21 protein-coding genes and 1 pseudogene are annotated in these 25,426 nt (G+C 71.5%); 3 read left to right on the top strand and 19 right to left on the bottom strand.

The annotated features are described in order from the left end of the window. Position 1: 1 nt before the first annotated feature. The 17 genes from uraH to COA07_RS15070 all read right to left on the bottom strand — a co-directional run bounded on the left by uraH (position 2) and on the right by COA07_RS15070 (position 18,791). Entirely contained in the window at positions 2–340 is a 339-nt protein-coding gene (uraH, locus tag COA07_RS14990; protein WP_066710715.1) for a hydroxyisourate hydrolase, read from the bottom strand. Then, a complete protein-coding gene (locus COA07_RS14995) occupies positions 337–1,740 on the bottom strand; it encodes an FAD/NAD(P)-binding protein (RefSeq protein ID WP_066710701.1) in 1,404 nt (467 codons plus the stop codon). Before COA07_RS14995 ends, uraH begins: the two co-directional genes overlap by 4 nt. Then, a complete protein-coding gene (gene uraD, locus COA07_RS15000) occupies positions 1,737–2,177 on the bottom strand; it encodes a 2-oxo-4-hydroxy-4-carboxy-5-ureidoimidazoline decarboxylase (protein ID WP_066710698.1) in 441 nt (146 codons plus the stop codon). Before uraD ends, COA07_RS14995 begins: the two co-directional genes overlap by 4 nt. Beyond that, complete coding sequence (gene hpxZ / locus COA07_RS15005; RefSeq protein WP_066710712.1) at positions 2,174–2,554, bottom strand: oxalurate catabolism protein HpxZ; 381 nt, start codon at positions 2,552–2,554, stop codon at positions 2,174–2,176. The genes uraD and hpxZ overlap by 4 nt, the downstream gene beginning before the upstream one ends. After that, positions 2,554–3,426, bottom strand: coding sequence for an allantoinase PuuE (puuE, locus tag COA07_RS15010; protein ID WP_066710695.1), 873 nt, complete (start codon positions 3,424–3,426; stop codon positions 2,554–2,556). The genes hpxZ and puuE overlap by 1 nt, the downstream gene beginning before the upstream one ends. Continuing rightward, positions 3,423–4,661: a pyridoxal-phosphate-dependent aminotransferase family protein gene (locus COA07_RS15015; protein WP_245842179.1), complete on the bottom strand. Its 1,239-nt coding sequence runs from the start codon at positions 4,659–4,661 to the stop codon at positions 3,423–3,425. Before COA07_RS15015 ends, puuE begins: the two co-directional genes overlap by 4 nt. Continuing rightward, on the bottom strand, positions 4,648–5,895 hold the full coding sequence (locus COA07_RS15020; RefSeq protein ID WP_066710692.1) for an allantoate amidohydrolase: 1,248 nt from the start codon (positions 5,893–5,895) through the stop codon (positions 4,648–4,650). The genes COA07_RS15015 and COA07_RS15020 overlap by 14 nt, the downstream gene beginning before the upstream one ends. Next, positions 5,889–7,457 (bottom strand): gamma-glutamyltransferase family protein, encoded by a 1,569-nt coding sequence (locus tag COA07_RS15025; protein WP_066710689.1) that lies wholly within the window; start codon positions 7,455–7,457, stop codon positions 5,889–5,891. Before COA07_RS15025 ends, COA07_RS15020 begins: the two co-directional genes overlap by 7 nt. Before the next feature lie 5 nt (positions 7,458–7,462). Next, complete coding sequence (locus COA07_RS15030) at positions 7,463–8,383, bottom strand: 5'-methylthioadenosine/S-adenosylhomocysteine nucleosidase (protein WP_066710681.1); 921 nt, start codon at positions 8,381–8,383, stop codon at positions 7,463–7,465. Beyond that, entirely contained in the window at positions 8,380–9,708 is a 1,329-nt protein-coding gene (locus tag COA07_RS15035) for an NCS2 family permease (protein WP_066710707.1), read from the bottom strand. Before COA07_RS15035 ends, COA07_RS15030 begins: the two co-directional genes overlap by 4 nt. Next, positions 9,705–11,045, bottom strand: coding sequence for an AtzE family amidohydrolase (locus COA07_RS15040; protein ID WP_096641301.1), 1,341 nt, complete (start codon positions 11,043–11,045; stop codon positions 9,705–9,707). Before COA07_RS15040 ends, COA07_RS15035 begins: the two co-directional genes overlap by 4 nt. Next, the gene (locus tag COA07_RS15045) at positions 11,042–12,178 is read right to left on the bottom strand and encodes a bile acid:sodium symporter family protein (RefSeq protein WP_066713421.1); all 1,137 of its coding nucleotides are present in this window, start codon (positions 12,176–12,178) and stop codon (positions 11,042–11,044) included. The genes COA07_RS15040 and COA07_RS15045 overlap by 4 nt, the downstream gene beginning before the upstream one ends. A 372-nt stretch (positions 12,179–12,550) precedes the next feature. Further along, a complete protein-coding gene (locus tag COA07_RS15050; RefSeq protein WP_174525870.1) occupies positions 12,551–13,213 on the bottom strand; it encodes a cytochrome b/b6 domain-containing protein in 663 nt (220 codons plus the stop codon). Further along, the gene (locus tag COA07_RS15055; RefSeq protein ID WP_245842180.1) at positions 13,213–13,665 is read right to left on the bottom strand and encodes a c-type cytochrome; all 453 of its coding nucleotides are present in this window, start codon (positions 13,663–13,665) and stop codon (positions 13,213–13,215) included. The genes COA07_RS15050 and COA07_RS15055 overlap by 1 nt, the downstream gene beginning before the upstream one ends. A 35-nt stretch (positions 13,666–13,700) precedes the next feature. Then, positions 13,701–15,014, bottom strand: a complete 1,314-nt coding sequence (locus tag COA07_RS15060; RefSeq protein ID WP_096641302.1) for an ankyrin repeat domain-containing protein — start codon at positions 15,012–15,014, stop codon at positions 13,701–13,703. Beyond that, a complete protein-coding gene (locus tag COA07_RS15065; RefSeq protein WP_096641303.1) occupies positions 15,007–16,347 on the bottom strand; it encodes a DUF1552 domain-containing protein in 1,341 nt (446 codons plus the stop codon). Before COA07_RS15065 ends, COA07_RS15060 begins: the two co-directional genes overlap by 8 nt. Beyond that, on the bottom strand, positions 16,344–18,791 hold the full coding sequence (locus tag COA07_RS15070; protein ID WP_245842181.1) for a DUF1592 domain-containing protein: 2,448 nt from the start codon (positions 18,789–18,791) through the stop codon (positions 16,344–16,346). The genes COA07_RS15065 and COA07_RS15070 overlap by 4 nt, the downstream gene beginning before the upstream one ends. Positions 18,792–19,075: 284 nt before the next feature. Between COA07_RS15070 and COA07_RS15075 the strand changes: the two genes are divergently transcribed. The 3 genes from COA07_RS15075 (at position 19,076) to COA07_RS15085 (ending at position 23,880) form a co-directional block, all read left to right on the top strand. Beyond that, the gene (locus tag COA07_RS15075) at positions 19,076–20,611 is read left to right on the top strand and encodes an adenosine deaminase family protein (protein WP_245842182.1); all 1,536 of its coding nucleotides are present in this window, start codon (positions 19,076–19,078) and stop codon (positions 20,609–20,611) included. A 32-nt stretch (positions 20,612–20,643) separates the two neighbouring features. Continuing rightward, a complete protein-coding gene (add, locus tag COA07_RS15080) occupies positions 20,644–21,744 on the top strand; it encodes an adenosine deaminase (RefSeq protein WP_083956954.1) in 1,101 nt (366 codons plus the stop codon). 66 nt (positions 21,745–21,810) lie between these two features. Beyond that, positions 21,811–23,880: a TonB-dependent receptor gene (locus tag COA07_RS15085; RefSeq protein ID WP_066711963.1), complete on the top strand. Its 2,070-nt coding sequence runs from the start codon at positions 21,811–21,813 to the stop codon at positions 23,878–23,880. A 71-nt stretch (positions 23,881–23,951) separates the two neighbouring features. Here the strand turns inward: COA07_RS15085 and COA07_RS15090 are convergent, their stop codons facing one another. Both COA07_RS15090 and COA07_RS18790 read right to left on the bottom strand, forming a co-directional pair. Then, a complete protein-coding gene (locus tag COA07_RS15090) occupies positions 23,952–24,992 on the bottom strand; it encodes a GH39 family glycosyl hydrolase (RefSeq protein ID WP_066711960.1) in 1,041 nt (346 codons plus the stop codon). A gap of 86 nt (positions 24,993–25,078) precedes the next feature. Further along, a pseudogene (locus COA07_RS18790) lies at positions 25,079–25,243 on the bottom strand (GH39 family glycosyl hydrolase); the annotation flags it as partial. Positions 25,244–25,426: the final 183 nt, after the last annotated feature.

The following is a 25,426-nucleotide window of genomic DNA, read 5'->3' on the forward strand; positions in this document are numbered from 1 at the left end:
CTCAACTCCCGCGATAGGTGGAATAGGAAAAGGGCGAGACGAGCAGCGGCACATGATAATGGCCGCCCGCGCCCGACATGCCGAACGCGATCGTCACCACGTCCAGGAACGGCGGATCGGGCAGCGCCACGCCGCGCGCACGAAAGTAATCCGCCACAGCGAAGTCCAGCCGGTACGCCCCCGCCGCCAGCGCGGGCGGGAACAGACCCGGGCACCGCCCGTCGGCATCGGTGACGCCCGCCGCCAGCGGCACGCCGTCCGCACCATGCAGCGTCACCGCCATGCCCACCGCGGGGCAGCCGTGCATCGTGTCCAGCACATGCGTCGACAGCGTCGTCATGCCGCCACCCCGCGCGGCCACTGGCCGGCGAATTCGGGTTCGTCATAGGCGATGAAGGCGTCGACCAGCGCGCCGGCATCGTCGCGGAACAGCTGGTCCGCCACCCCCTTCGCCAGTCGCGGCAGCGCGTGCCTCAGCCCCGACAGCGCGGCGGCGGACAGGCCGATGCTGGCCAGCGCCGAATAATTGAACGCGAACAGGCCGTGGAGCGCCGCGGCGTCCTCGGCACGGCGCGGCAACAACTCGAACGCCGGGCCCAGATAGGGATGGGCGTCGAGCAGCGGATGCCTCTGCCCCGGCGGCGGGGTGTAGTGGTCGGACCAGCGCGCGATCCGGTCCGCCACCCCGCCCAGTTCGGGGCGCAGCGCCGGGTCGGACAGCAGCCCGGTCGACAGCACCAGGAAATCGAAATCGAACGTGTCCCTCGGCGTCGTCACCCGCGCGCCTGTGCCCGCCGCCTCTACCGACAGCCACGGGCTGCCCAGGTGCAGTGCGAAGCCGGGATGCGCGCTCGCCGCCTCGAACATGTCGGTGGTCGGCGGCTGGTTCTTCATCAGGAAGTCGCGCATCGCGCGATATTTGTCGGCATCGGCCAGCGCGGGATAGCGCGGGGTCATTCCCACCCGCTCCATGAAGCGGATCGGGTTGACGCGCGGCAACGCCTCGCGCCGCGCGAAGACGTGCACCTCGGCCACCCCCGCCTCCAGCGCGGCATTGGCGTTGTCGAACGCCGACGCGCCGATCCCCAGCACGCCGATGCGCTTGCCCGCCAGCGCGGCATAATCGATCCCGGCGGAGGTGTGCGCGTACAGGTGCGGCGGCAGCGCGTCGCTGACGAAGGCGGGGACATGCCATTCCCCGCCGCCCTGGATACCGGTCGCCAGCACCACCTTGCGCGCGGTCAGCGCGCTGCCATCCGCCAGCGTCACGCGGAACAGCCCCGCGCCGGCGGGGTCGATCGCCACCACCTTCGCCTCGTTGCGCACCGGCAGGTCCAGCACGCGGCGATACCAGCGCAGATAGTCCATCCACATCGGCCGCGGGATCTTGCCCAGCGCGTCCCAGCCGTCCGCCCCGAACTGCGCCTCGTACCAGGCGCGGAACGTCAGGCTGGGGATGCCCATGTCGATCCCGGTCAGGTGCTTGGGTGTGCGCAGCGTGCGCATCCGGGCATAGGTGGCCCACGGCCCCTCGCGCCCGGCCGGATTCTCGTCCAGCACCAGGATGCGGTTCACCCGCTCGCCGATCAGCGCGAAGGCGGCGCCCAGCCCGCTCTGCCCGCCGCCGACGATCAGGACGTCATAGACGTCGTCGCCGCGCGGCACCGTCCAGTCCGCGCCGCCCCAGTCGAGCCATTCCAGATCGCGCGCAACCCGCGCCTCCAGCCCGGTCAGCGTCATGCCGCCCCCTCCAGCCGCAGCTTCGTGATCTTGCCGATCTCCGCGATCGCGGTCGCGATCTCGACGTCGCGTTCGTTCGCCAGCCGCGCCGCCATCGCCGCCAATATGCCCGCCTTGTCGGTCAGCCGGACGCAGATAATGAACGGAAAGCCGAACCGCGCGCGATATCGCGTGTTCAGGTCGTGGAAGCGCGCGAATTCCTCCGCGGTCAGCCGGTCCAGCCCCGCCGATGCCTGTTCCGCCGCCGACGCCTGCGTCAGCGTGCCGTCGATCGCCGCCTTGCCCGCCAGTTCCGGGTGCGCGCGGATCAGCGCCAGCCGCTCGGCATCGCTGGCGGTCGCCACCACCGCCATCAGATCGGCATGGCGATCCCCCGACGACGGCCGCGCATCGGCGCGCGCCTCCACCCACGGGCTGTGTTCGAACAGCGCGGTCATGATCCCGTCCCCTCAAGGCTGACATGGGCGGACACAACCTTCCAGCCGTCCGCGAACCGGACCCACGCCTGCGTCTGCCGCCCGCGCCGATCGCTGCCCTCGCGATGGAATTCCGCATCGGCGGTCGCGAATTGCCCGCCGTAGACGGTGATCGCGACGCGCCCCAGCCGCCGCTGCGGCGATCCGCCGCGCCCCTTGCGAAAGTCGCGGATCGCGTCGATCCCGTACAATACCTCGCCCACGCCATAGCGGTTCGTCGTCGGCGCATCGTGGAACAGAGCGTCCATCGCCGGTATGTCGTCCGCCATCAGCGCGCGTTCATAGGCGTGGAACGCCGCGGTCACCTCGGCCAGCGCCTCCGGGTCGTTGATCGTCATCATGCCGGGTGCACCGCCTGCCAGTGGCGCGCGATGTCGATCCGCCGCGCGATCCACGCGTCGCCGCTGGCGATCACGTGATCGACGAACCGCGCCACCGCCGCCGCGCGCGCCGGCCGCCCGGCGATCCGCCCGTGCAGCCCCACCGACATCATCCGCCCGCCCTCTGCGCGCAGCGCCTCGAACGTGTCGCGCAGGTAGCGGAAGAACTGCTCCCCCTCGGTAAAGCCGTTGAGCGCCACCATCTTCATGTCGTTGGCGTCGAGCGAATAAGGGACGATCAACTGGCCCTGCACATAATAAGGCAGGTCGTCCGCATAACTGTCCGCGTCATAGACGAAGCCGCCCTCCTCGCGCACGATCCGCGCGGTGTTGGGGCTGGTGCGCCCCTGATACCAGCCGAGCGGGCGGGTGCCGGTCAGCCGGGTGTGCACCTCGATCGCGCGCGCGACATGGTCGCGCTCCACCGCCTCGGGCACATATTGATAGTCGATCCAGCGCCAGCCGTGGCTCGCCACTTCCCATTCGGCGCGCAGCATCGCCTCGACCGCCGCCGGGTTCATCGCCATCGCCGCCGCCACGCCGAACACCGTGACGGGCACGCCGCGCGCGGTGAACAGCCGGTGCAGCCGCCAGAAGCCGGCGCGGCTGCCATATTCGTACAGGCTTTCCATCGCCATCGCGCGGGCGGGATGGCTGCCCGCGCCGACCATGTCGGACAGGAACGCCTCCGACCCGGCGTCGCCGTTGAGGACGCTATTCTCCGCGCCTTCCTCGTAATTGACGACGAACTGCACCGCGACACGCGCACCGCCGGGCCAGCGCGCGTCGGGCGGCGTCGCGCCATAACCGATCAGGTCGCGCGCGCTCATCCGTTCCACGCCGCCAGCGCCGCGTCGACGCCCGCGCCGGGCGGGGTCGCATACCCCTCCGCGCGCAGCACCGCCTCCAGCGCGCCGATGGTCAGCGCGACCTTATGCTTCATCGCATTGTAGCCCATCGCGCCGATCCGCCACACCTTGCCCGCCAGCGGGCCGAAGGCGGTGCCGATCTCGATCTCGAAATCCTCGCGCATCCGGCGGCGCACCGCCTCGCCGTCGACGCCCTCCGGAATGTGGATCGCGGTGACGTTGGTCATGCGGTGCGCATCGTCGCCGAACACGCGCAATCCCATCGCGCGCGCCGCCGCCGTCACCGATGCGCCCGCGCGCGCATGCCGCTCGAACCGCGCGGGCAATCCCTCGCCCAGCGCGACGCGCGCGCATTCGCGCGCGCCGTACAGCATCGTCGTCGCCTCGGTATGATGGTTCAGGCGCTTCTCGCTCCAGTAATCCATCACCATCGCCAGGTCGAAATAGTTGGACGCGATGCGCGGGCCGCGCCCGTCGGCGATATCGGCGCGGCGGATGCCCTGTTCGACATGGCGGCGCGCGAAGATCCGCTCCGCCGCGCGATCCGACACGGTGATCGGTGCCGATCCGGACGGCCCGCCCAGGCATTTCTGCAAGCCCCCGGTGACGATATCCACGCCCCAGGCATCGGTGTCGATCGCCATGCCCCCCAATGTCGCGGTCGCATCGACATAGCTGTACGCACCCGCGCGGCGGCACAGATCGCCCAGCCCGGCCAGCGGCTGCGCCATCGTCGTGCTGGTATCGCCATGCACGCTGGCCACCACGCGCGGCCCGTGCCGCTCGATCGCGGCGGCGATCGCCTCCATCGGCATCACCTGGCCCCATGGCGCCTCGACCGACACGATCGGCGCGCCGATCCGCTGCAATATCTCCTTGAGCAACAGGCCGAAGCGGCCGAAGTCGATCACCAGCACCGTGTCGCCCGGCTCCACCAGCGACACCAGGGACGCCTCGATCGCCGCGCGCGCGGTACCGTCGATCAGGAAGGTCCAGCGATTGTCCGTCCCGAACACCGGGCGGTACAGCGCCATCACCTGTTCCATGTAACCGGTCATTTCCGGGTCGAACTGCCCCAGCAGATCGGCGGACATGGCGCGCAGCACGCGCGGATGCGCATTGACCGGCCCCGGCCCCATCAGCAGCCGCTGCGGCGGATCGATCTCCCCGAACAGCATCGGATCAAGCCCGCTCACAACGCTCTCCCAATTTGTCGATGAACCGCCGCATCACCGCCAGCGCGGCATCGGCATCGTCGTCGCTCACCTGTTCCGCCGGATCGTGGCTGATGCCCCCGCGGCAGCGGATGAACAGCATCGCGGTGGGACACAACGCCGCCATCACCATTGCATCATGCCCCGCCCCGCTCGCCAGCCGGCGCGGCGGGTGGCCGCACGCCGCCAGCGCCTCGGTCATCAACTCGGTCAGCGCCGGGTCGCACGGGCTGGCGGGCAGGTCGTGGATCGGCGTCGCGGCGAAGGTGACGCCGCGCCGCGCGGCGATGCCCTGCGCGCCTGCCAGAATGTCCTGCGCCGCCGCATCGCGCACCGCCGCATCGGGGGAGCGGACGTCGATGGTGAAGACGACCACGCCCGCGATCACGTTCGCGGCGCCGGGCGATACGGTCAGCTGGCCGACGGTGGCGACCAGATCGTCACCGCCCGCCAGCGCGCGCGCCTCCACCGCCAGCACCATTTCCGCCGCCGCCGCCAGCGCATCGCGGCGCAGCCGCATTGCGCTGGTCCCGGCATGGCCCGCCTGCCCCGTGACGGTGCAGGAAAAGCGCAGCTGCGCCGCGATCCCGGTCACCGCGCCCAGCGCCAGCCCCTCGGCCTCCAGCACCGGCCCCTGCTCGATATGCGCCTCCAGATAGGCGAGCGCGCCCGGATGCCGCGCGGCCAGCATCGCCGCCGGCGTTGTCCCCGCCTCCGCCAGCGCGGCGGCCAGCGTGACGCCCGCCGCATCGGCCATGTCGGGCACCGCCGCCAGCGTCCCCGCCACCGCACGGCTGGTCAGCATCGCGGCGGGGAAGCGCGATCCCTCCTCGTCGCCGAACGCGATCACCTCGATCGGAAACGGCATCCGCCGCCCGCGCGCGTGGAGCGCCGCGACGCATTCGATCGCCAGCGTGACGCCCAGCATCCCGTCATAGCGGCCGGCATCGCGCACGCTGTCGATGTGGCTGCCGATCAGCAGCGGCGGGCCGTCGCCTGTCCCCTCGTACCGCCCGATCAGGTTGGTCGCGCCGTCGCGCCGCACCGTCATCCCCGCCAGGGCCATCCAGTCGCCCAGCAGCGTCTGCGTCACCCGCCACGCGGGGGACAGCCAGCCGCGGAACAGCCCGTCCGGCGTGTCGCTATAGGGAACGACGCCCAGCGTGTCGCACCGCGCCACCGCGCGCGCGCCGCCGGGGTGCAGGTGGCTCACCATGCCGCCACCCCGCCGTCGCTGCGCGGATCGGTGGCGCCGTCCAGCCGCCCGTCGGCATGGCGCACCACCGCGCCGGCATGGCCCATCGTCGCGGTCGGACCGCCGACGCGCTCCACCTCATGCCCCGCCGCCGCCAGCGCGGCGTACAGGTCCGGGGCGAAACCGTCCTCCAGCTTCAGCGACGTCGTCTCCTCGCCCCAGGTCCGCCCCAGCAGCCAGCGCGGCGCGCTGATCGCGTCCTGAAGGTCGACGCTGCGCGCATAACGGGCGAAGACGACGGCCTGCGTCTGCGGCTGCCCCTCCCCGCCCATCGTGCCATAGGCCATGACCCGCCCGTCATCGAACCGCGCCAGCGCGGGGTTCAGCGTGTGGAACGGCTTGCGACCGGGCTTCAGCGCGTTCCAGCCCTCCGCCGCCAGCCGGAAGCTGCTGCCGCGGTTCTGCCAGGTGATGCCGGTGCCGGGCAGCACCACGCCCGACCCGAATTCGAAATAGGTCGACTGGATGCACGACACCACCTGCCCCGCCGCATCGGCCGCGCCGAACCAGCAGGTGTCGCCCCATTGCGGCGGCTGCGGCCACGGCAGCGCGCGGGCCGGGTCGATCCGCGCCGCCATCGCGTCCAGCGCGGCGGCATCGTCCAGCAGCGCCTGCGCGTCCGCGGTCATGTGCGCCGGGTCGCCGCAATGCCGATCGCGCCAGCGAAACGCCTGCTTGGTCGCCTCGACCAGCCCGTGGACGAACGGCAGGTCGTCGACACCGTCCACGCCCAACCGGTCGAACAGCGCCAGGATCAGCAGCGATGCGATCCCCTGCGTCGGCGGCGCACTGTTCCACAGCCGCGCGCCGCGGATCGCAACGCTCAGCGGCGCTGGCCGCGTCGCGCGATGCGCCGCCAGATCGTCCGCCGACATCGGGCTGCCCAGCGCCGCCAGGTCCGCCGCGATCCGCCGCGCCAGATCGCCGCGATAGAAGCTGTCCAGCCCCTCCGCCGCCAGCGCGCGCAGCGTCGCGGCCAGTGCCGGCTGGCGCAGCAGGTCGCCCGCCGCCAACGGCCTGCCGTCCGGCTCGAAAATCGCGGCGTAAGCGCCCGGCTGCACCCGCAATTCCGCGCCCTTCGCCGCCGCGATCGCCGCGCCGCCCGCGGTCACCGCCACGCCGCGCTCGGCATGGTCGATCGCATCGCGCAGCAACCGCGCCAGCGGCAGCGTCCCGCCGTCCAGCGCCGCTTCCCATGCCGAAATCGTGCCGGCGACGGTATTCGCCGCCAGCGGCCCGCGCGTCGGCACCGCCGCCATCCCGGCATAAAGCGACAGGTCCGCCGCCGCCGCCGCGCCGCCGCATCCGTGGATACCATGCACGCGCCCGTCCGGCTCGGCGATCAGCCAGAAACCGTCGCCGCCGATCCCGGTCATGTGCGGATAGACGACCGCCAGCGTCGCGGCGACCGCGACGCACGCCTCCGCCGCGCTGCCGCCGTCGCGCAGCACCCCGCACCCCGCCTCGGCCGCCAGATGGTGCGGCGCGCTGACGATCCCGTGGCGGCCGGTGACGGTCCACATCGCGCTCAATCCGGCAGCGCGGCGACGAACGCGCGCACGACGTCGGCCGAATTGACCGAGGAGAGCGCCATGAACGTCGTCATCTGGTTCGCATGTTCGTCCCCGCCCGCCAGGTCGGACAGGCTGCGGAACACCACCGCGGGCACGCGATTGGCATAGGCGACCTGCACCACCGCCGCGCTTTCCATGTCCAGCACGCGCGCCTGCCACGCATCGTGCAGGTACGTGCGGAACTGCGCATTGTCGGCGAACACCCCCGCGCTGACCCCGGTACCGCCAACGACGATCTGCGGCGCATGATCCAAGCACGCCGCCTTCGCCGCATCCGCGCACCGGCGCAACGTCACGCGCCCCGCCACCTGCCGCGCCAGCGCCAGCAGCTGCGGGTCGACCCCCAGCAGGTAATGGCGCGCCGCCGGCTGCGCCTCGTTGCCCACGCGCACCCCGCGCGGGAACATCATTCCCCAATTGGCGGGCGCACCGGCATCGACCGGCTCGGGCGTGACCCAGCCCTTGGGCGTCTGTCGCGCGAAGGATACCTCCAGATACTGGCCCCAGTTCTCCGGCACGATCACGTCGCCGATCGACAGCTGCGGGTCCACGCCGCCCGCGATCCCGGAAAAGACGATGCGCTTCACCCGGAACCGGTCGAGCACCAGCTGCGTGTTCATCGCCGCATTGACCATGCTGACCGCGCTCTGCATCAGCACCACCGGCTTGCCCGCCATCGTCCCGGTCATGAAGGTGAGGCCGTTGACGCGATATTCGCGCGGCTGCTCCACCGATCCGACCAGCGCATCCCATTCCGGCGGAAACGCCGTCATCACCACGGTGCGCGGCGTGTCGTCCAGCCGCCCCCGGTCCTGTTGCGCGGCGGCGGGCGTCGCGATCAGCGCGGCGACCGCGATCAGCAGGCGCCGGATCATGCCGCCCCTCCCATCCAGGCGAAGCGGATCACGAACAGCGCCGCCAGCAGGAACAGGAACCAGTCGCCCTTCGTCGCGGTACCGCGCAGCAGCTTTAGCACCGCATGCGCGACGATGCCGAACGCCAGCCCGTTCGCGATCGAGAAGGTCAGCGGGATCATCGCCACGGTCAGGAACGCCGGGATCGCCGACAGCGGGTCTTCCCACGCCACCTCCGTCACCGGCAGCAGCATCAGCCCGCCGACCACGATCAGCGCGGGCGCGGTCGCGGCCAGCGGCACCAGCTGCGCATAGGGCGCGACGAACATCGTCGCCAGGAACAGCACGCCGGTGACCACCGCGGTCAGCCCGGTGCGCCCGCCTGCCTGCACCCCCGCGGCGCTTTCGACATAGCTGGTGACGGTGCTGGTCCCCGCCATCGACCCGACGACGGTCGCGACCGCATCGGTGACGAGGATGCGGTTCAGCCCCGGAATCCGCCCCGCCGCGTCCATCAGCCCGGCGCGCTTCGTAACCGCCACCAGCGTGCCCAGATTGTCGAACAGGTCGACGAACAGGAACACGAACAGGATTTCCAGCAACCCCAGCCCGTGGCTGCCGGTCAGCCCGAACACACCCGGCAAATCGAGCTGGAACGCGGTGCCGGTCAGCGCGGCCAGGCTGTACGGCTCCGGCTTCATCACCACCTGCCCCATGATCCACGCGACCAACGTGGTGGCGACGATCCCGATCAGCATCGCGCCGCGAACGTTCCACACGCTCAGCGCGCCGATCAGCGCCAGCCCGAACAACGCCAGCAGCGCGCCCGGCTGCGTCAGGTCGCCCAGCGCCACCAGCGTCGCCGGATTGGCGACGATGATCCCGGCGTTGCGCAGCCCGATAAAGCCGATGAACAGCCCGATGCCCCCCGCCACCGCCGCGAACAGATGTGTCGGGATCACCGCGACGATCAGCTGGCGCACCCCGGTCAGCGTCAGGATCAGGAACGCGACGCCCGACAGGAACACGCACCCCAGCGCGACCGGCCACGGCACGCCCATCTGCTGCACCACCGTGAAGCTGAAATAGGCGTTCAGCCCCATGCCCGGCGCCAGCGCCAGCGGCACGTTGGCCGAAAGGCCCATCAGGATCGAGGCGAATGCCGCGGCGAAGCACGTCGCCGCCGCCACGCCCGCCACCGGCATCCCCGCCTGTCCCAGGATCGCCGGATTGACCAGCACGATATACGCCATCGTCAGGAAGGTGGTGAACCCCGCCAGCACCTCCGTCCGTGCCGACGTGCCGCGCTCCGCCAGCGCGAACCGTCGTTCCAGCACCCCCGTCATGCCCATTCCCCCACGTCTTCGATGACCGGCACGGTCGCGCCGATCAGTCCCCGTTCTTCCCACGCCGCCGCCGCGCGGAGCAAGGCCGCCTCGCCCCCGCGCCGCCCGATCAGCTGCAATCCGATCGGCAGCGCCCCGCCCGCGCGTCGCAACGGCACCGCCAGCGACGGCAGCCCGGCGAAGCTGATCGGCTGGGTATGGATGCCCAGGTCCGCACGCGCCGGCACCCGCTGACCGTCGATGGTGATGAACGGATCGTCGATCCGCGGCGCGACGCACGGCGCCGCCGGCGCCAGCAGCACGTCGTGATCCGCGATCAGCGCATCCACCGCCGCGCGAAACGCATCGCGGAACGCGCATGCCTCGTCATACAGCGCGCGCGGCAGCAGCGCGCCGGCGAGCAATCGGTCGCGCACCGCCGGATCGAACGCCATCGCGTCGCGCGCCAGCGCCTCGCGGTGTAGCGCGCCGCCTTCGTAAGCGGTGATGACGAACGCCGCCGACCGCGCGCGCGCGATATCGGGCAGCTCCAGCAGCGGCGCACCCGCCGCCAGCGCGTCGATCGCCGCGATCTGATCGGCGTCGGTATTCTCGCGGAACCGCCCGCCCAGCCGCGCCAGCCGCGGCGGCGCGCCGGTGCCGACGTCCTGTCCGGCGAGCACCTGCCACGCCAGCGCCATGTCCGCCGCGCTGCCCGCGAACGGCCCGGCATCGTCGAAACTTTCCGCGAACGGGAACACCCCCGCCATCGGCAGCGCGCCGTGCGTCGGCTTCAACCCGTACAATCCGGTCAGGCTGGCGGGCACGCGCACCGATCCGTTGGTGTCCGATCCCAGCGCCAGCGGCACGATCCCCGCCGCCACCACCGCCGCCGATCCGCCCGACGATCCGCCCGCCAGCCGGTCCGGTGCGTGCGGGTTGCGCGTCGTGCCGTGGCGCGCGTTGATCGTCGCGAAGCCATAGGCGAATTCGTCCATGTTCAGCGTCGCGACCAGCACCGCGCCCGCCGCCTGCATCCGCCGCACCGCCTCCGCATCGCACGCCGCCGGCGGCGCATCGGCATAAAGCGCCGACCCCGCGGTCGTCGGCAAGCCCGCAACGTCGAACAGGTCCTTCACGCCATAGGGCACGCCCGCCAGCGGCCCGGGGTCACGCCCCGCCGCCACCGCGGCATCGACCGCGCCCGCCTCCGCCAGCGCGCGCTCGCCCAGCCGGCGGGTCACCGCGCACAGCGCCGGTTCCGCCGCGTCGATCGCCGCCAGCGCGCGCAACGCGACGTCGCGCGCGGACACGGTGCCGGCGCGCACCGCCGCCGCGATCTCGCCGGCAGTCCTCATGCCGCCGGCCCGCGCAGCGTCGCGGCATGGCGCGTCAGCAGTTCCAGATTGGCCGCCACCCCCGGCAGGCAGGCGTCGGGGATGACGAACCCTGCGCGTGCCGCCGCGGCGACCGCGCCGTCTACGCCGACCGGCGGCAGGATTGCGGCGTCGCGCGCCGCCGCGGCTCTTGCGAAGCGCCCCGCCAGCGCCGCGCACAGGAACAATTGCAGCTGGTGGAACACCATCAGCGGCAACACCACCAGCCCGACCTCAGCCGGCGCGAACAGCGCGCCCGCCATCGGCACGCCCGACACCAGGCTCTTCTTCGACCCGCAGAACAGCAGCACGATCGCATCCTCGCGCGACAGGCCGGCGACGCGCGCCGCGACGACATTGGCCACCATCACCACCGCCAGGATCAGCGCGCACCACAAAAGCAGCCCCGCCAGGTCCAGCGCGCCGACACGCTGCCAGATGCCCTCCACCACCGCCGCGCTGAACGCGGCATAGACGACCAGCAGGATCGATCCGCGATCGACCGGTTGCAGCACCGCCTTGTGCCGCGCCACGAACCCGCCGATCCACGGGCGCAGCAGGTGCCCGGCGACGAACGGCAACAGCAGTTGCAACGCGATCGTCTTCACCGATCCCCACGCCATGCCGCCCGCGCCCGCGCCCGCCGACGGATGCATGAAAACCTGCACCAGCAGCGGCGTCGCGACGATCCCGATCAGGTTGGACAGCGACGCACTGCACACCGCCGCCGCGACACTGCCACGCGCCATCGCGGTAAAGGCGATCGACGATTGCACCGTCGACGGCAGCAGCGTCAGGAACAGCAGCCCCGACGCCAGCACCGGGTCGATCGCCCCGCCGCCGACCCGCAGCACCGCCAGCCCGACGATCGGAAACAGGACATAAGTGGACGCCAGCACCAAAGCGTGCAGCCGCCAGTTGCCCATCCCCGCGACGATCGCCTCGCGCGACAACTTTGCGCCGTGCAGGAAGAACAGCAGCGCGATCGCCGCATCGGCCAGCATCCCGAACGCCGTCGCCCACCGCCCCGTCGCCGGCAGCAGCGATGCCGCCGCGACGGTGCCGATCAGCCACAACAGGAACGGGTCGACCAACGGCAGGGACAAACGACGCATGATGCGATCCTGATGCCCGCCCAGCCCCTATCCATCAAACGCAATGATCGGAACGGATCGTTGCAAAAATGAGCGCAGGGGTGCCTCCATCTGTCCAGCGAAAGCCGGAATCTCCCGCGGCTCGCACGCGGCCGGTCGCCAGACGCTCACGTCATCCCAGCGAAGGCTGGGATCTTACGCGGAAAGCGCGCGGCCGGTCGCCAAAGGCCCCAGCCTTCGCTGGGGCGACGCTGTGTTCGTCCAAACGCGTAGAGATGCGCGCGCTCCCCGAAACGGCGTCCTGAAACGCAGGGGGTGCTTCGCGTCACCGCAACCTCTCTACGCCTCCGCGTCTCTGCGCGATCAACCCTTCTTCCTTACAGGCTCAGCGCCTCAGAACCGGAACCCGCGCGACACCGCCCACGCAGCGGCGCCTGCGATCGCCACGCCCAGCAGCGCGCGCCACCACGACGCGCCCAGCGGCTCCACCGCCTCGCCCTCCGCCACAACGCGCCGTCCGTGGATCATCGCGCCGATCAGGTTGCGCCCGCGGACCAGATACACCAGCACCGCCGCGACATGCAGCGCGATCAGCGCGAGCAGCACGTTGAAGATCGCGCCATGCCATTCGGCCGCCATCCGCCCCTGGTCGAAGGTGACGTAATCGGCCAGCGGCCCGCTCTCCAGTCCGTCGACATCGACCGCGAACAGCCCCGCCGTCACCATCGCCGCGACGGTCGCCAGCATCGCCACGACGCTCCACCCGCCCAGCGGGTTGTGCCCCGGCGGCGCTCCCGCTCCGCCGCGGACATAGGCGATCACCGCGCGCGGGCCGCGCACGAAGCGGGCAAAGCGCGCGGTGCGCCCGCCCGCCACGCCCCAGAACAGCCGGAACACCACCAGCGCAAGGATGGCGTAGCCCGACGTGCGGTGCCACTCCATCTCATGGTTCTCGCCGCTCCACCACGAAAACGCGATCAGCGCGACCAGCAGCCCGTGGAACAGCCGCACCGGCACGTCCCACAACGGCGCGGCACGGGTGGTGCCGGTCGTCATCAATCCTCGGCGCGGAACTGGCGGTGGCAGGCGGCACAGGTCGCGCCGGTCGCCTTCATCTGCGCGCGGATCGCGGTGACGTCGCCGCCGTTGGTCACCGCCACCAGCTTGCCGGATTCGGCGATCAACGCCTTCATCTGCGCATCGAAAGCGGCGCGGTTGGTCCAGATCGCGGGCAGCGCCTCGGTCTTCACGCCCGCGCCGGGGCCGGTGCCGGCGGGGAACAGCGCGGCCTGCTGGCGCGCGGTGGTGGCGATCGTCTGCGCCGCGGCGACCATCGCCGGCTTGGCGGGGGCGTCGGATTTCAGCTGGTCGCCCAGCGCCTTCATCGCCGCGCCCATCTTCTTGAAACCGGCGTGGCGGGCGGCGACCACCTGCTGCGGGGGCGGTGCCGCGGCGGTCAGCGTGGCCAGCACCAGCGCTGCGCGGATCGTGTTGCGCATCATCGTCATCTCGTGTCGCTCCCTCGAAGCTGATCGGCGGTGCGTCATCGCGTCGCCGCGCCCGTCATCACTGTAGCGGGCGGATAGATGGTGCGGAAGATCGCGCGCACCTCGCTCAATCCCCCGTCCGCCAGCTGCGCCGGGGTAGTGCCGCGGCGGTCGGCGGCGTCGGCGCGCGCGCCATGCGCCGCCAGCAACCGCAACATCGCCTCCAGTTCGGGCGGGGCCGTGTCGCCGATCGTGCCCAGCAGGACGTGCAGCGCGGTGTCGCCGTTGCGGTCCGTCACGGTCGCGTCGGGCGCGATCGCCAGTGCCTGCGCCAGCGCCGCCGCACTGCCGCCGCGCGCCGCCGCCAGCACCACATTGGTCCCGTCCGGCAGTAACGCGCGCCCGTCACCCCCACCCGCCAGGATCGCCGCCATCGCCGCGGCATGACCGTTGGCGGCCGCGATCAGCAGCGGCGGGGTGGGCGGGACGGGCGGCGGCGGCACGCCGAAATTCGCCTCCGTCACCCAGGTGATGCGCGACGGCCCGGTCAGCCCGTTGGGGTCCGCCCCATGCGCCAGCAGCGCGCGGACCAGCGCCGCGTCGCCCCCCGCCGCGGCGGCGTGCAGCGGCTGCTGCCCGTTGCGGTCGCGCACCGCCATGTCCGCGCCGGGCAGCCCCGCCAGCCGTTCGGCGATGCGCCAGTTGGACTGGTACAGCGCCAGTTGCAGCGCGCTGGTATCCTCCGGCGCGCGATCGGTGGTGCGCCCACCCGCCGCCAGCAACACCTCCGCAGTCGCCGCATCGCCGCCCTTGATCGCATAGAGCAGCGGCGTCATCCCCCCGTCCGAACGACGGTGCAGGTCGGCGCCGGCCCCCAGCAACGCACGCACCGCTTCTGCGCGACCGGCGTAGGCGGCCCACATCAGCGGCGTCTGGCCGCGTGAATCCGCGACGTCCACCGGCCCCCGCACGGTCAGCATCCGCGCCACGATCGCCGCCGGGCCGCGCCCCGCGCACGTCGCCAGCGGCGTCACACCGTCGCGATCGGCGTGCCGCACCGGTGCACCGGCGTCGAGAAGCACGGTCAATATCCGCTCCCCACCGCGCTCGCACGCCAGCGCCAGCGGGGTCAGTCCGTCGTCATCCGCCACGTTCGCGCGCGCGCCGGCGTGCAGCAACGCCTCCACCACCTCGGCATCCTGCACCTCCACCGCCTTCAGCAGCGGCGTCGCGCCGTAATCGCCGCGCCGGTTGACGTCCGCACCCGCCGCGATCGCCGCGCGCACCGCCGCCGCATCGTCCGCCGCCACCGCGCGCGCCAGCGCGTCCTGCCCCGCCAGCGCCGCCGCCAGCATCATCACGCTAACCATGCGTCAGCGCCCCCAGCGGCGCGGTGCTGTCGCCGAACGCGGTCGCCGGCACGTCCAGCACGTTCAGGGCGGCCAGCAGCAGGTTCGACATCGTCGTCCCCTTCTCCACCGCGACATGCCGCCCGCCCGGCACCAGCCCGCCCGCGACCACCACCGGCAGGTCCATATGGTCATGCTCGTTCGAATCGCCGAACGCCGATCCGCGCAGCACCAGCGTGCGGTCCAGCAGCGATGCCTCGCCGTCCTTCGTCTCGGCCATCCGCTTCAGATAATAAGCGAAATATTCCATGTGGTGGCGGTTGATGCGCGCCAGCTTCGCCATCTTCTCCGGGCTGTTGCCGTGGTGGCTCAGCATATGGTGCGAATCCGGCACGCCGATTTCGGGATAGGTGCGGTTGGACAGCTCGCGCCCGATCATGAACGTGCCGACACGCGTGATGTCGGCCTGCATCGCCAGCACCTGCAGATCGATCATCAGCCGCACGTGCTGGTCGAACGAATCCGGTATCCCCGCCGGCCGCTCGATCCCCGCCGCTGCGTCACCCGCACCGCCTGCGGCGGCGCGCTGGATGCGCTTCTCGATCTCGCGCGTCGCCTCCAGATATTCGTCCAGCTTGTGCCGGTCGTCCTGCCCCAGCGTGCCGGACAGGCGCGCGGTATCCTCGCGCACGAAATCCAGGATGCTGGTCTGCCGCCGCGCCTGCGCCAGCCGGCTGGCGGGGTCCAGCGCGTCGCCGTCACCGAACAGCCGCTCGAACACGTCGCGCGGGTTGGCGGTGACCGGCAGCGGCACCGTCGCGTTCCGCCACGAAATGCCGTTGGTATAGGCGCAGCTGTAGCCGATGTCGCAACTGCCCAGCAGGCTGGCCTGGTCGATCCCCAATTCCAGCGACGGCAGCGGCGTCGCCTCCCCCAGATGCGCGGCATAGACCTGATCCATCGACACGCCGCAGTGGATGTCGCTGCCCTCGGTCTGGCGCACGTGCACCCCGGTCAGGAACGCGGGACACGACCGGCCATGGCCCGCCGGCCGGTCCCCCATCGCCGCCGCCTGCGGATGGCCCAGGCCGGTCACCACGGTCACGCGGTCGCGGAACGGCGCCAGCGGCGCCAGCGTGTCGGGCAGCACCAGCGCGCCGCCGCTGCCGGCGGGGCGGAAGCCGTCCATCATCATGCCGTTGGGCGAATAGAACACCTGCAGCCGCTTCGGCCGGGCCGCGCGGTCGGCGGCGCGCGCGGCGGGCGCCATCGCCTCCAGGAACGGCAGCGCGATGGCGGTGCCGGCGCCGCGCAGCAACGTGCGCCGGGCGATCGGGGCGCGCAATATCCTCATCGGCTGGCCGTCCTCTTCAGGGTGAAGGCATCGCTGGTCACGATACCCCGCACGATCGTCTGCACGCGATACCGGTCCGCCTTCGCAGCGCGCACGATCCGGCGCACCGCGGGCATGTCGCGCGGGGTCAGCCCGCGGGCGAGCGCATAGGTCATCATCCGCTCGGCAAAGGCGCCGACGAATTCGTCGCGCCGCGCCAGCAACACGCCGCGCAGCCCGTCGATCCCGGCGAAGCGCGCGCCGTCGGGCATCGTCGCGCTGGCGTCGATCGCCTGTCCGGCGTCGCGCTGGCGCCACGCGCCGACCGCGTCGAAATTCTCCAGCGCGAAGCCCAGCGGATCCATCTTCACATGGCAGGCCGCGCACGCCGGATTCTCGCGGTGCAGCTCCAGCTGCTCGCGCGCGGTCAGCAGGCGGCCGTCGGCACGCTCCTTCAGCGCGGGCACGTCGGGCGGCGGCGGTGGCGGCGGGGAGGCGAGCATGTTGTCGAGGATCCACTTGCCGCGCTTCACCACCGACGTGTGGTTGCCGTAGGACGTGACGGTCAGGATGCTCGCCTGTCCCAGCAGGCCGCCGCGGTGCCACGCCGGGTCCAGCGCCACCTTGCGGAACGCGGTGCCCGACACGCCGGGGATGCCGTAGTGCCGCGCCAGCCGCTGGTTGAGGAACGTGTAATCGGCCGCGATGAAATCCAGCACGCTGCGGTTGTCGCGCACCACATGCGCGAAGAACATCTCCGTCTCGCGCGCCATCGCCTGGCGCAGCCGCACGTCGAAATCGGGGAAGACCGCGATATCGGGACGCTGCTGGTCCAGGTTGCGCAGGTACAGCCACTGGCCGGCGAAATTGTGCGTCAGTGCATCGGCGCGCGGATCGGCCAGCATCCGCGCGATCTGCGTGTCCAGCACACCGGGCGCGCGCAACTGCCCGCGCTCCGCCAATTCCAGCAGCGCGTCGTCGGGAATGCTGCTCCACAGGAACAGCGACAGCCGCGTCGCCAGTTCCAGATCGGTCAGTCCGCGCACGGTGCCGGGTGCGACGCCGGCCGGATCGCGCTCGACCACGAACAGGAAGCCGGGCGACACCAGGATCGCCTCCACCGCGGCGGCGATCCCCTGCTCGAAATCGCCGTCGCGGCGCGCGGCGGCATAGACGCGCAGCACCGGCGCGATATCGTCGGTGCCGACCGGGCGGCGCCATGCACGCCGCGCCAGCGCCGCGACGATCCGCTGCGCGCACGCGCCCTCGTCCTGCGCACGCCGGGGTCGGCACTGGAAGATACGCCGGCGGCTGGGCGTGTCGCCTGCGCTGCCTGCGCCGAACGGCCCGGTCACGTCGATCTGCAGCACGTCGCGCGGGAAATTGGCCTGCGAATAGCGCGGCGACAGGCGATAGGACGGCACCTCGACCGTGCGCACCCGCCGCCCGTCGACCAGCACGTCCATCGGCAGCATCACCGGCGGCGCGGTCGGCAACGGCACCGCGTCGAGCGTGTTGCGCAGCGTCTGGACGCTGTCGTCGGGCGCCAGCCGGCGCCGGAACGCCAGCCCGATGACATGCGACCCCGCGCTCAGCGGCACGCGCACGCTCACCTTGTCTTCTGCCATCCGGTCGGTTTCGTTGTTGGTGTTGGCGTTCAGCCAGCCGGCGATGTCATAATCGCCCGCGCGCCGCGCATAGTAACGCAGCGTGCCGCCGCCGCGCGACGCCAGCGGCAGATCGTCACCCGCGCGCTCGTTATACGCCGGCCGCCCGGAATTGCGGATCGACCCGTCCTTGGGCACTTCCCACGACGTGGTGAACGGCCGCGGCGAGGCGACGCCCGTCGCCAGCTTCGCGACCTTGCCCGCGACCGCGACATAACGGTCCATCAATGTCGGCGACACGCTGAGCACGTCGGCGATATTGTCGAAGCCGTAGCCCGAATTGTCCTGCGGCAGGTCGCGCGCGATATTGACGTCCAGCGCCAGCAGGTCGCGGACCGCATTGGCATATTCGACGCGGTTGAGCCGCCGGATGGTCGCGCGGCCCGGATCGGGATGCGCCGCGGCATAGCCGTCCAGCGCATTCTGGAGCCAGGCGACGAACGCGGCGCGCTCCGCCGGCGCTGGCTGCGCGCGATTGCGCGGCGGCATCTCGCCGATCGACACGCGGCGCAGGATCGCCTCCCACTCCGCCGCATGGGCGCCGATCGCCGGATCGCGCCCGCGCAGATCGTCGATCGACAGGCCGGCCACCTTGTCCACGTCATTGTGGCAGCGCGCGCAGAACTGGCCGAGCATCGCGGGCGGGGCGTCCGCCGCGTCGGCGCCGACGGGCGCGGCGACCGTCACCGGCGTGTCCGCCTGCATCCGCGCCCAGCCCGACGCGGCGGCGGTCAGCGCGCTGATCGCCAGCACGCCTCCGCCGATCGTCGGACGCCACCCCTTGCTCACCATGGTCATCGCCCCTGCCGGGCCGCATCGCACCGGCCGCGTCATCACCGGCCCCGCCCGGCGTATGCCTTGGCTATGACCAGCCGCCGCCGGGGTCCATTGCCGTTATCGCAGCGCAGCGACCGAAAAATGCGCGCACCCACGCCGCACCCCGCGCACATTTGCGCAACGTCGCGTCGCGGTAATTGTCATGGGATGATCCCCGCCGACCGGCTACCCCGGCGGCGGGGAACGAACCGGCGCCGGTCGCGACCAACGCGGGCGGACGGCTTATCGATCGGGGGATCATCGTCATGCGCGCCTGTCGCCGCATCATCCGTTACGCGCGTCTGGCCGTGCCGCTGGCGATCGCCTGTGCCCCTGCCGCGCCCGCCGCGGCGCAATCGCCCGCCGCCACGGCGGAGGCGCGCACCGCCGCGCGGCTGGACGCGATCGCCGACAGCCCGCCGCGGCTGCGCATCTTCCTGCAACGGATGCCCAAGGGCGGGGACCTGCACAATCATTCCGGCGGCGCGATCTATGCCGAGGATATCCTGCGCTGGGCCGCGCAGGACGGGCGCTGCGTGGCGACCGATCCGTACCGCATCGTCCCGCCGCCGTGCGACGCGCCCGGCCGCTTCCCCGCGCGCGGGCTGGAGCAGAATTATCCGCGCTACGCCGCCGCGATCCAGGCCTTCTCCACCCGCGATCAGGAGGCCGGGGTCGGCGACCCGGCCGTGCCCGGCTACGACCGCTTCTTCGCGACGTTCGACGCCTTCTGGCCCGCCTTTGCCGGCAATGCCGGGCGCGAACTGTCGCTGGTGCGCCAACAGGCGGCCGGGGACCGCGTCTCCTATCTCGAACTGGGCAGCGGAAGCGAGGCCGCCGGCCCGCTGCTCGCCGCGCTGAAGGACACGGCGGGGACCGATCTGGACGCGCTCTACGCCACGGTGTCGCCGCTGCTCCCCGCCGCGGTCGCCAGCGCGCGCACCGAATATGACCGCGCGGAGGCGGATGCGGCGCGGATCGACGGCTGCGCCACGCCGCAGCGCGGCCCGGGCTGCGACGTGGAGGTCCGCTATCTCTACACCGCGATCCGCACCCGCCGCCCGGCGGAGGTCTTCGCCGAGCTGGCGTTCGGCTTCGCGCTGGCCGGGGCCGATCCGCGCTTCGTCGGGGTCAACATCGCGGCGCCCGAACATGATCCGATCGCGATCCGCGACTATGCGCTGCACATGCGCATGTTCGCTTTCCTGAAGGCGCGGCACCCGCAGGTGCCGCTGTCGCTCCATGCCGGCGAACTGACGCTCGGGCTGGTCCCGCCGCGCGACCTGCGCTTCCATATCCGCGACGCCGTCGCGGTCGCGGGGGCGCGGCGGATCGGCCACGGCATCGACATCTCCTATGAAGACGATGCCACCGCGCTGCTCGCCCGCATGGCGCGCGAACGGGTGGCGGTGGAGATCAACCTGACCAGCAACGCGGTCATCCTGGGGGTGAAGGGCGCGCAGCATCCGCTGTCGCTGTACCGTGCGGCCGGGGTGCCGGTGGTGCTGTCGACCGACGACGAAGGCGTGTCGCGCAGCGACATGACCAACGAATATCAGCGCGCCGTCACCGAACAGGGGCTTCGCTACACCGACCTGAAGCAGATCGCGCGCGATACGCTCGCTTACTCGTTCCTGCCGGGCAAGGGGCTGTGGCGCGATCGCGCGGGCGGCGCGCGCGTCGCGGCATGCGCCGACCTCACCTCCGCCACCTGCGACGCCTATCGCGCCGCCGATGCCAAGGCCGCGCGGCAATGGCAGCTGGAACGCGATTTCACCGCCTTCGAAGCGGAAACCCGCTGACGCCCCCTTCCTCCTGCCACCGGAGCCTTGCCATGTTCGACCGCCGCACCCTCCTTCGCGCCGGGCTGTGCGCGCCGCTCGTACCGCTGCTGGGCGGGGCGAGCGCGCCGGATGCGGCGACCGAACGCTTCATCCGCGCGATGCCCAAGGCGGAATTGCACCTGCATCTGGAAGGCACGCTGGAAGCGGACATGAAGTTCGCCCTGGCCAAGCGCAACGGCATCAAGCTGCCCTACGACACCGTCGAGGCGATGCGCGCCAGCTATCGCTACCACGATCTGCCCAGCTTCCTGGCGATCTATTACAGCGGCATGGACGTTCTGCGTACCGAAGCGGATTTCTACGACCTCGCCTATGCCTATCTGGCCAAGGCGGCGTCGCAGAACGTGCGCTATACCGAGATGTTCTTCGACCCGCAGGAACATCTGAAGCGCGGCATACCGATGGCGGCGGTGATCGGCGGCATCACCCGCGCGCGGGGCGATGCGGCGAAGCGGCTGGGCATCGGTTCGGGGCTGATCCTGTGTTTCGTGCGCGACGCGCCGCTGGATACCGCGGCCGCGGCGCTCGACGCGGCGCTGCCGTTCAAGCGCGATCTGATCGCGGTCGGCCTCGATTCGGATGAGAAGGGCCACCCGCCCGCGGACTTCGCGCCGCTGTTCGCCAGGGCGCGCGTGGCGGGGCTGCACGTGACGATGCACTGCGACGTCAATCAGGAGAACACGCTGGCGCATCTGCGCCAGGCGATCGTCGACCTGCGGGCCGACCGCATCGACCATGGCGGCAACATCCTGCAATCGCCCGAACTGGTCGCGATCGCGCGGGCGCGCGGGCTGGCGTTCACCGTCTGCCCGGGCTTTTCGGGCAAGGTCTCGACCGGCGGCGTACCGATCGACGTGGTGCGCGGGATGCTGGACCAGGGACTGGACGTCACGATCAGCTCCGACGATCCGGCCTATATGGGCAGCCGCTACGTCGCCGATGCGATCGTCGATGCGCAGCCGGTCAGCGCCTTGACGCGCGCCGAGCTGGTGCAGATCCAGCGCAACGCCTTCAACGCCGCGTGGCTGCCGCCGGCGCAACGCGATGCCTATCTGGCCGAACTGGACCGCTTCGCCGCCACCGCCAGCTGATTCCCCCCGCTCCCTCCCCCCTGATGCGGGTTGCCGGACGCGCCGTAACCCCGCATGGCGGGCGGGATGCGTCCTGCCCTCCCCCTGCTGCTGCTCGCCGGCAGCACCGTCTGCCCCGCCGCCGCACAGCAGCGCGCCGCCGATACCGATGAGATCGTCGTCGTCGGCCGCGGCCTGCCCGCGCGTCCGGGCGACGCCGCCTTCGACACGGTGACGATCGACGCCCAGCGCATCGCGGAGAATGCCAGCGGACGGCTGGAAAACGTGCTGGCCGACGTCGCCGGGCTACAGCAGTTCCGGCGCAGCGATTCGCGATCGGCCAACCCGACCAGCCAGGGCATTTCGCTGCGCGGGATCGGCGGCAACGCCTCCAGCCGCGCGCTGCTGATCCTCGACGGCGTGCCGCAGGCCGATCCGTTCGGCGGCTGGGTGCCCTTCCCCGCCTACGCCACCGATCGCATCGGGCTGATCCGCGTCACGCGCGGCGGGGGCAGCGGCTATTTCGGGCCGGGCGCGCTGGCCGGGACGGTGGAGATCGAAAGCGCCGATCCCGCGCGGCAACCCGCGCTCGGCGCGCAGGTCGCCTATGGCAGCCGCCGCTCGCTGTCGGCCGCCGGATCCGCGTTGCTGGCGCGGGACGGCGGCTTCGCGACGCTGTCGGCGGCCTATATGCGCGGCGACGGCTTCGTCCCCACCGTGGCGGAAAGCCGCGGGCCGGTGGACCGCGCCGCGCCGTTCGAGCAATTCTCCGCCGCCGCGCGCACCGTCGTCGCGCTCGGCGCCACGACCGAGCTTCAGGCGAACCTGTCCGGCTTCACCGACACGCGCGACCGCGGCACCGCCTTCACCCGCAACCGTAGCGAGGGCGCCGACTCCAGCGTGCGCGTGGTGGGGCATGGCCCCTGGGAATGGAGTGCGCTCGCCTATCTCCAGACGCGCGCCTTCGCCTCGCAATTCGCCGCCATCGACGCGGCGCGGACCACCGCGACCCGGACGCTCGACCAGTATAACACCCCCGCCGCCGGGATCGGCGGACGCGTCGAGATCGCGCCCCCGGTCGGCACGGGGCGCGACCTGCGGCTGGGCGCCGACGTGCGGCGTGTAAATGGCCGCACGCAGGAACTGTACACCTATGTCGCCGCGCAGCCGACACGCCGCCGCGTCGCGGGCGGCGCCGCGCTGACCTGGGGCCTGTTCGGCGACGCCAGCCTGACCGCGGGGATCGCGACGCTGACGCTTGGCGGGCGCGTCGATCGCTGGCGGCTGTCCGACGGCGGCCTGCGCGAAACGACGCTGGCGACGGGTGCGGCGCTGACCGACGCGGTCTTTCCCGAACGATCGGGAACCGAATGGACCGGGCGCGCCGGCGTCGCGGTGCGGCCGGTGCCGGCGCTGACGCTGCGCGCCGCCGCCTATCGCGGGTGGCGGCTGCCGACGCTCAACGAATTGTATCGTCCGTTTCGGGTCGGCGCGGACGCGACCGCGGCCAATGCCGCGCTGGCGCCGGAGCGGTTGAGCGGCGTCGACGGCGGGATGGTGCTCGCGCCCGGCGGCGGCGTGACGCTGGGCGCGACATTGTTCTGGAACCGGCTGGACGGGGCGATCGCCAATGTGACCGCTGGGCGTGGGCCGGCGACCTTCCCCGGTGTCGGCTTCGTCGCGGCGGGGGGCACCTACCGGGTGCGCCAGAACCTGGACGCAATCCGATCGACCGGAGTGGAGGTGGACGCGCGCTGGCAGCACGGACCGCTGTTCGCGCAAGCATCGTGGAGCCATGTCGACCCGCGCGTCGTGGCGAGCGGCCCGGCCGCCGCGCTCGACGGGCTGCGACCGGCGCAGACGCCGCGCGATCTGGTGTCCGCCTCGGCAGGGTGGCGGCACGATCGCACCGCGCTGTCCGCAACGCTGCGGCATGGCGCGCGGCAGTTCGACGACGATCAGAACAGCCGCTCGCTGGCCCCCGCCACCACGCTGGACGCCATCGCCGCGCTGCCGCTGACCCGCGCGATCGGTATCGAGCTGCGCGGCGAGAATCTGTTCGACGCGCGAGTGGAAACCGGGGTCAGCGGCGCGTCGATCATCGAACGCGCGACGCCGCGGACGCTGTGGATCGCGCTGACGCTGCGCACCGGCTGAGCGCGCGTCACCGGGGCCAGACTGCCGTAAGGGGCGCCGCCGCGTGACGCCCCCCAGTCAGGCCCGATCGCTCAGCGTGCGTCCAGCACGACCAGGGCAACCCCCTGCCGGGGCACGGTGACCGATGCGGCCACGGTACCGCGCGACGCGGCGGACAATGCCAGCGACTGCGGCCGCATCACCGATGCCTGGCCCATCGCCTCATATTGCGTCATGTTCGGCGCCGATGGCGACCCCATCCTCTTCCACGCGGCATAGGCGTTGGCATTGGCGTCGTCGATCCGGAACAAGGTCGCGCTGGTCGGCGCCTTTCCGCGGATGCCGTTGATCTTCAGGCTGATGGCGGCATCCGGCCCCGGAAGGTCGTCGTCATGATAGTGCCACAGCAGGACGGCGATCTTGCCATCCCTGGTCCGCGTGGCCAGCGTACCGACATCGGCCTGCCCGCGCACGCCATGCGCCATGATCTCGTCCAGCGGCAGTTCCGCATCGCTGGTCGCGGCCAGTTGATCGGGCCCAAGCTTCGCGAACATGCGGAACACGTTCATGACCCGCAGGTCGATCCCGTTCGACGCCAGCTGGCGGAACCCTGCGAACCAGGGCTGGTTTGCGAACTCGAACGCCCAGGTCAGCACGCCTTCGAGGTTGACGTTGAGCCGCCGTGCCATTGCCCAGATGCGCGGAAAGCTGGCCGCGGTGTACCTGGAATACGCGGTGTACCTGGAATACATCGTACCTTTGCGATAGCCGTTCTCCAAGCTGGGGCACGCAGCACAGCCCTCGGGGTCGCTTTCACCGATCACCACCGGCGTGGCGGCCAGCGACGGCACCGACAGCGTTTTGTCGAACCCCTTGTTCACCGCACGGAGATGCACGTCGATACCCATGCGGACATGGCCATCGACGAACCGCGGCTGCCCCTTGGCGTGGAAGGACAGGAAGTCCGTGGGGGTGCCGACCTGCCCGGCCGCATAGTTGCGCTCGCTCGACACGTGCCGCAGGAAGCCGTCCATGAAGGTGCCGCCGTCGCCACCGGAATCCATCCCACCGACGCGGGCGGTGGGCATCGCCCAACGGACGCCGTCGATCGCGTAATCGTGCAGCTTGTCCATTCCTGGGGCGTTCCGCGCCCGTAACCGTTGCCGTTCGCCTTGTTCCAGACCTCGAAATACCAGCTCTCGACCTGCGCGCGGCCATATCGTTCGATGTGGTGGCGAGTCCACTGGTACACCAGCTCACGCCACTTGTCGTAATCCTTGGGCGGATAGGCCCAGGCGCCCATGACGTATTTGAAATCCAGGCCGGGGCGCCAGTGGTGCCGGTACAGCATGTCCGCCGGTGCGGTCGACATCGACTGGGGCATGAAGCCGATCTGGAGATGGGACTTCTGAACCGCCCCGGGTTTGTCGGAGGCCCCAACTCCTGAGAGGAAGGGTCTATGACGAGCAAGACGACGAACAAGTTCTCGCCTGAGGTTCGCACCCGCGCGGTGCGGATGGTGCTGGAACACGAGAAGGATCACCCGTCGCGGTGGGCGGCGGTAGTA

The organism is Sphingomonas adhaesiva, assembly GCF_002374855.1.
In the GTDB taxonomy this organism is placed as follows: domain Bacteria; phylum Pseudomonadota; class Alphaproteobacteria; order Sphingomonadales; family Sphingomonadaceae; genus Sphingomonas; species Sphingomonas adhaesiva.

What these genes read in the sequence shown, in the direction of transcription:
- uraH (WP_066710715.1), bottom strand. Translation starts at nt 340, where the DNA reads ATGACGACGCTGTCGACGCATGTGCTGGACACGATGCACGGCTGCCCC.
- COA07_RS14995 (WP_066710701.1), bottom strand. Translation starts at nt 1,740, where the DNA reads ATGACGCTGACCGGGCTGGAGGCGCGGGTTGCGCGCGATCTGGAATGG.
- uraD (WP_066710698.1), bottom strand. Translation starts at nt 2,177, where the DNA reads ATGACCGCGCTGTTCGAACACAGCCCGTGGGTGGAGGCGCGCGCCGAT.
- hpxZ (WP_066710712.1), bottom strand. Translation starts at nt 2,554, where the DNA reads ATGACGATCAACGACCCGGAGGCGCTGGCCGAGGTGACCGCGGCGTTC.
- puuE (WP_066710695.1), bottom strand. Translation starts at nt 3,426, where the DNA reads ATGAGCGCGCGCGACCTGATCGGTTATGGCGCGACGCCGCCCGACGCG.
- COA07_RS15020 (WP_066710692.1), bottom strand. Translation starts at nt 5,895, where the DNA reads ATGGTGAGCCACCTGCACCCCGGCGGCGCGCGCGCGGTGGCGCGGTGC.
- COA07_RS15025 (WP_066710689.1), bottom strand. Translation starts at nt 7,457, where the DNA reads ATGTGGACCGTCACCGGCCGCCACGGGATCGTCAGCGCGCCGCACCAT.
- COA07_RS15030 (WP_066710681.1), bottom strand. Translation starts at nt 8,383, where the DNA reads ATGATCCGGCGCCTGCTGATCGCGGTCGCCGCGCTGATCGCGACGCCC.
- COA07_RS15035 (WP_066710707.1), bottom strand. Translation starts at nt 9,708, where the DNA reads ATGACGGGGGTGCTGGAACGACGGTTCGCGCTGGCGGAGCGCGGCACG.
- COA07_RS15040 (WP_096641301.1), bottom strand. Translation starts at nt 11,045, where the DNA reads ATGAGGACTGCCGGCGAGATCGCGGCGGCGGTGCGCGCCGGCACCGTG.
- COA07_RS15045 (WP_066713421.1), bottom strand. Translation starts at nt 12,178, where the DNA reads ATGCGTCGTTTGTCCCTGCCGTTGGTCGACCCGTTCCTGTTGTGGCTG.
- COA07_RS15050 (WP_174525870.1), bottom strand. Translation starts at nt 13,213, where the DNA reads ATGACGACCGGCACCACCCGTGCCGCGCCGTTGTGGGACGTGCCGGTG.
- COA07_RS15055 (WP_245842180.1), bottom strand. Translation starts at nt 13,665, where the DNA reads ATGACGATGATGCGCAACACGATCCGCGCAGCGCTGGTGCTGGCCACG.
- COA07_RS15060 (WP_096641302.1), bottom strand. Translation starts at nt 15,014, where the DNA reads ATGGTTAGCGTGATGATGCTGGCGGCGGCGCTGGCGGGGCAGGACGCG.
- COA07_RS15065 (WP_096641303.1), bottom strand. Translation starts at nt 16,347, where the DNA reads ATGAGGATATTGCGCGCCCCGATCGCCCGGCGCACGTTGCTGCGCGGC.
- COA07_RS15070 (WP_245842181.1), bottom strand. Translation starts at nt 18,791, where the DNA reads ATGACCATGGTGAGCAAGGGGTGGCGTCCGACGATCGGCGGAGGCGTG.
- COA07_RS15075 (WP_245842182.1), top strand. Translation starts at nt 19,076, where the DNA reads ATGCGCGCCTGTCGCCGCATCATCCGTTACGCGCGTCTGGCCGTGCCG.
- add (WP_083956954.1), top strand. Translation starts at nt 20,644, where the DNA reads ATGTTCGACCGCCGCACCCTCCTTCGCGCCGGGCTGTGCGCGCCGCTC.
- COA07_RS15085 (WP_066711963.1), top strand. Translation starts at nt 21,811, where the DNA reads ATGCGTCCTGCCCTCCCCCTGCTGCTGCTCGCCGGCAGCACCGTCTGC.
- COA07_RS15090 (WP_066711960.1), bottom strand. Translation starts at nt 24,992, where the DNA reads ATGGACAAGCTGCACGATTACGCGATCGACGGCGTCCGTTGGGCGATG.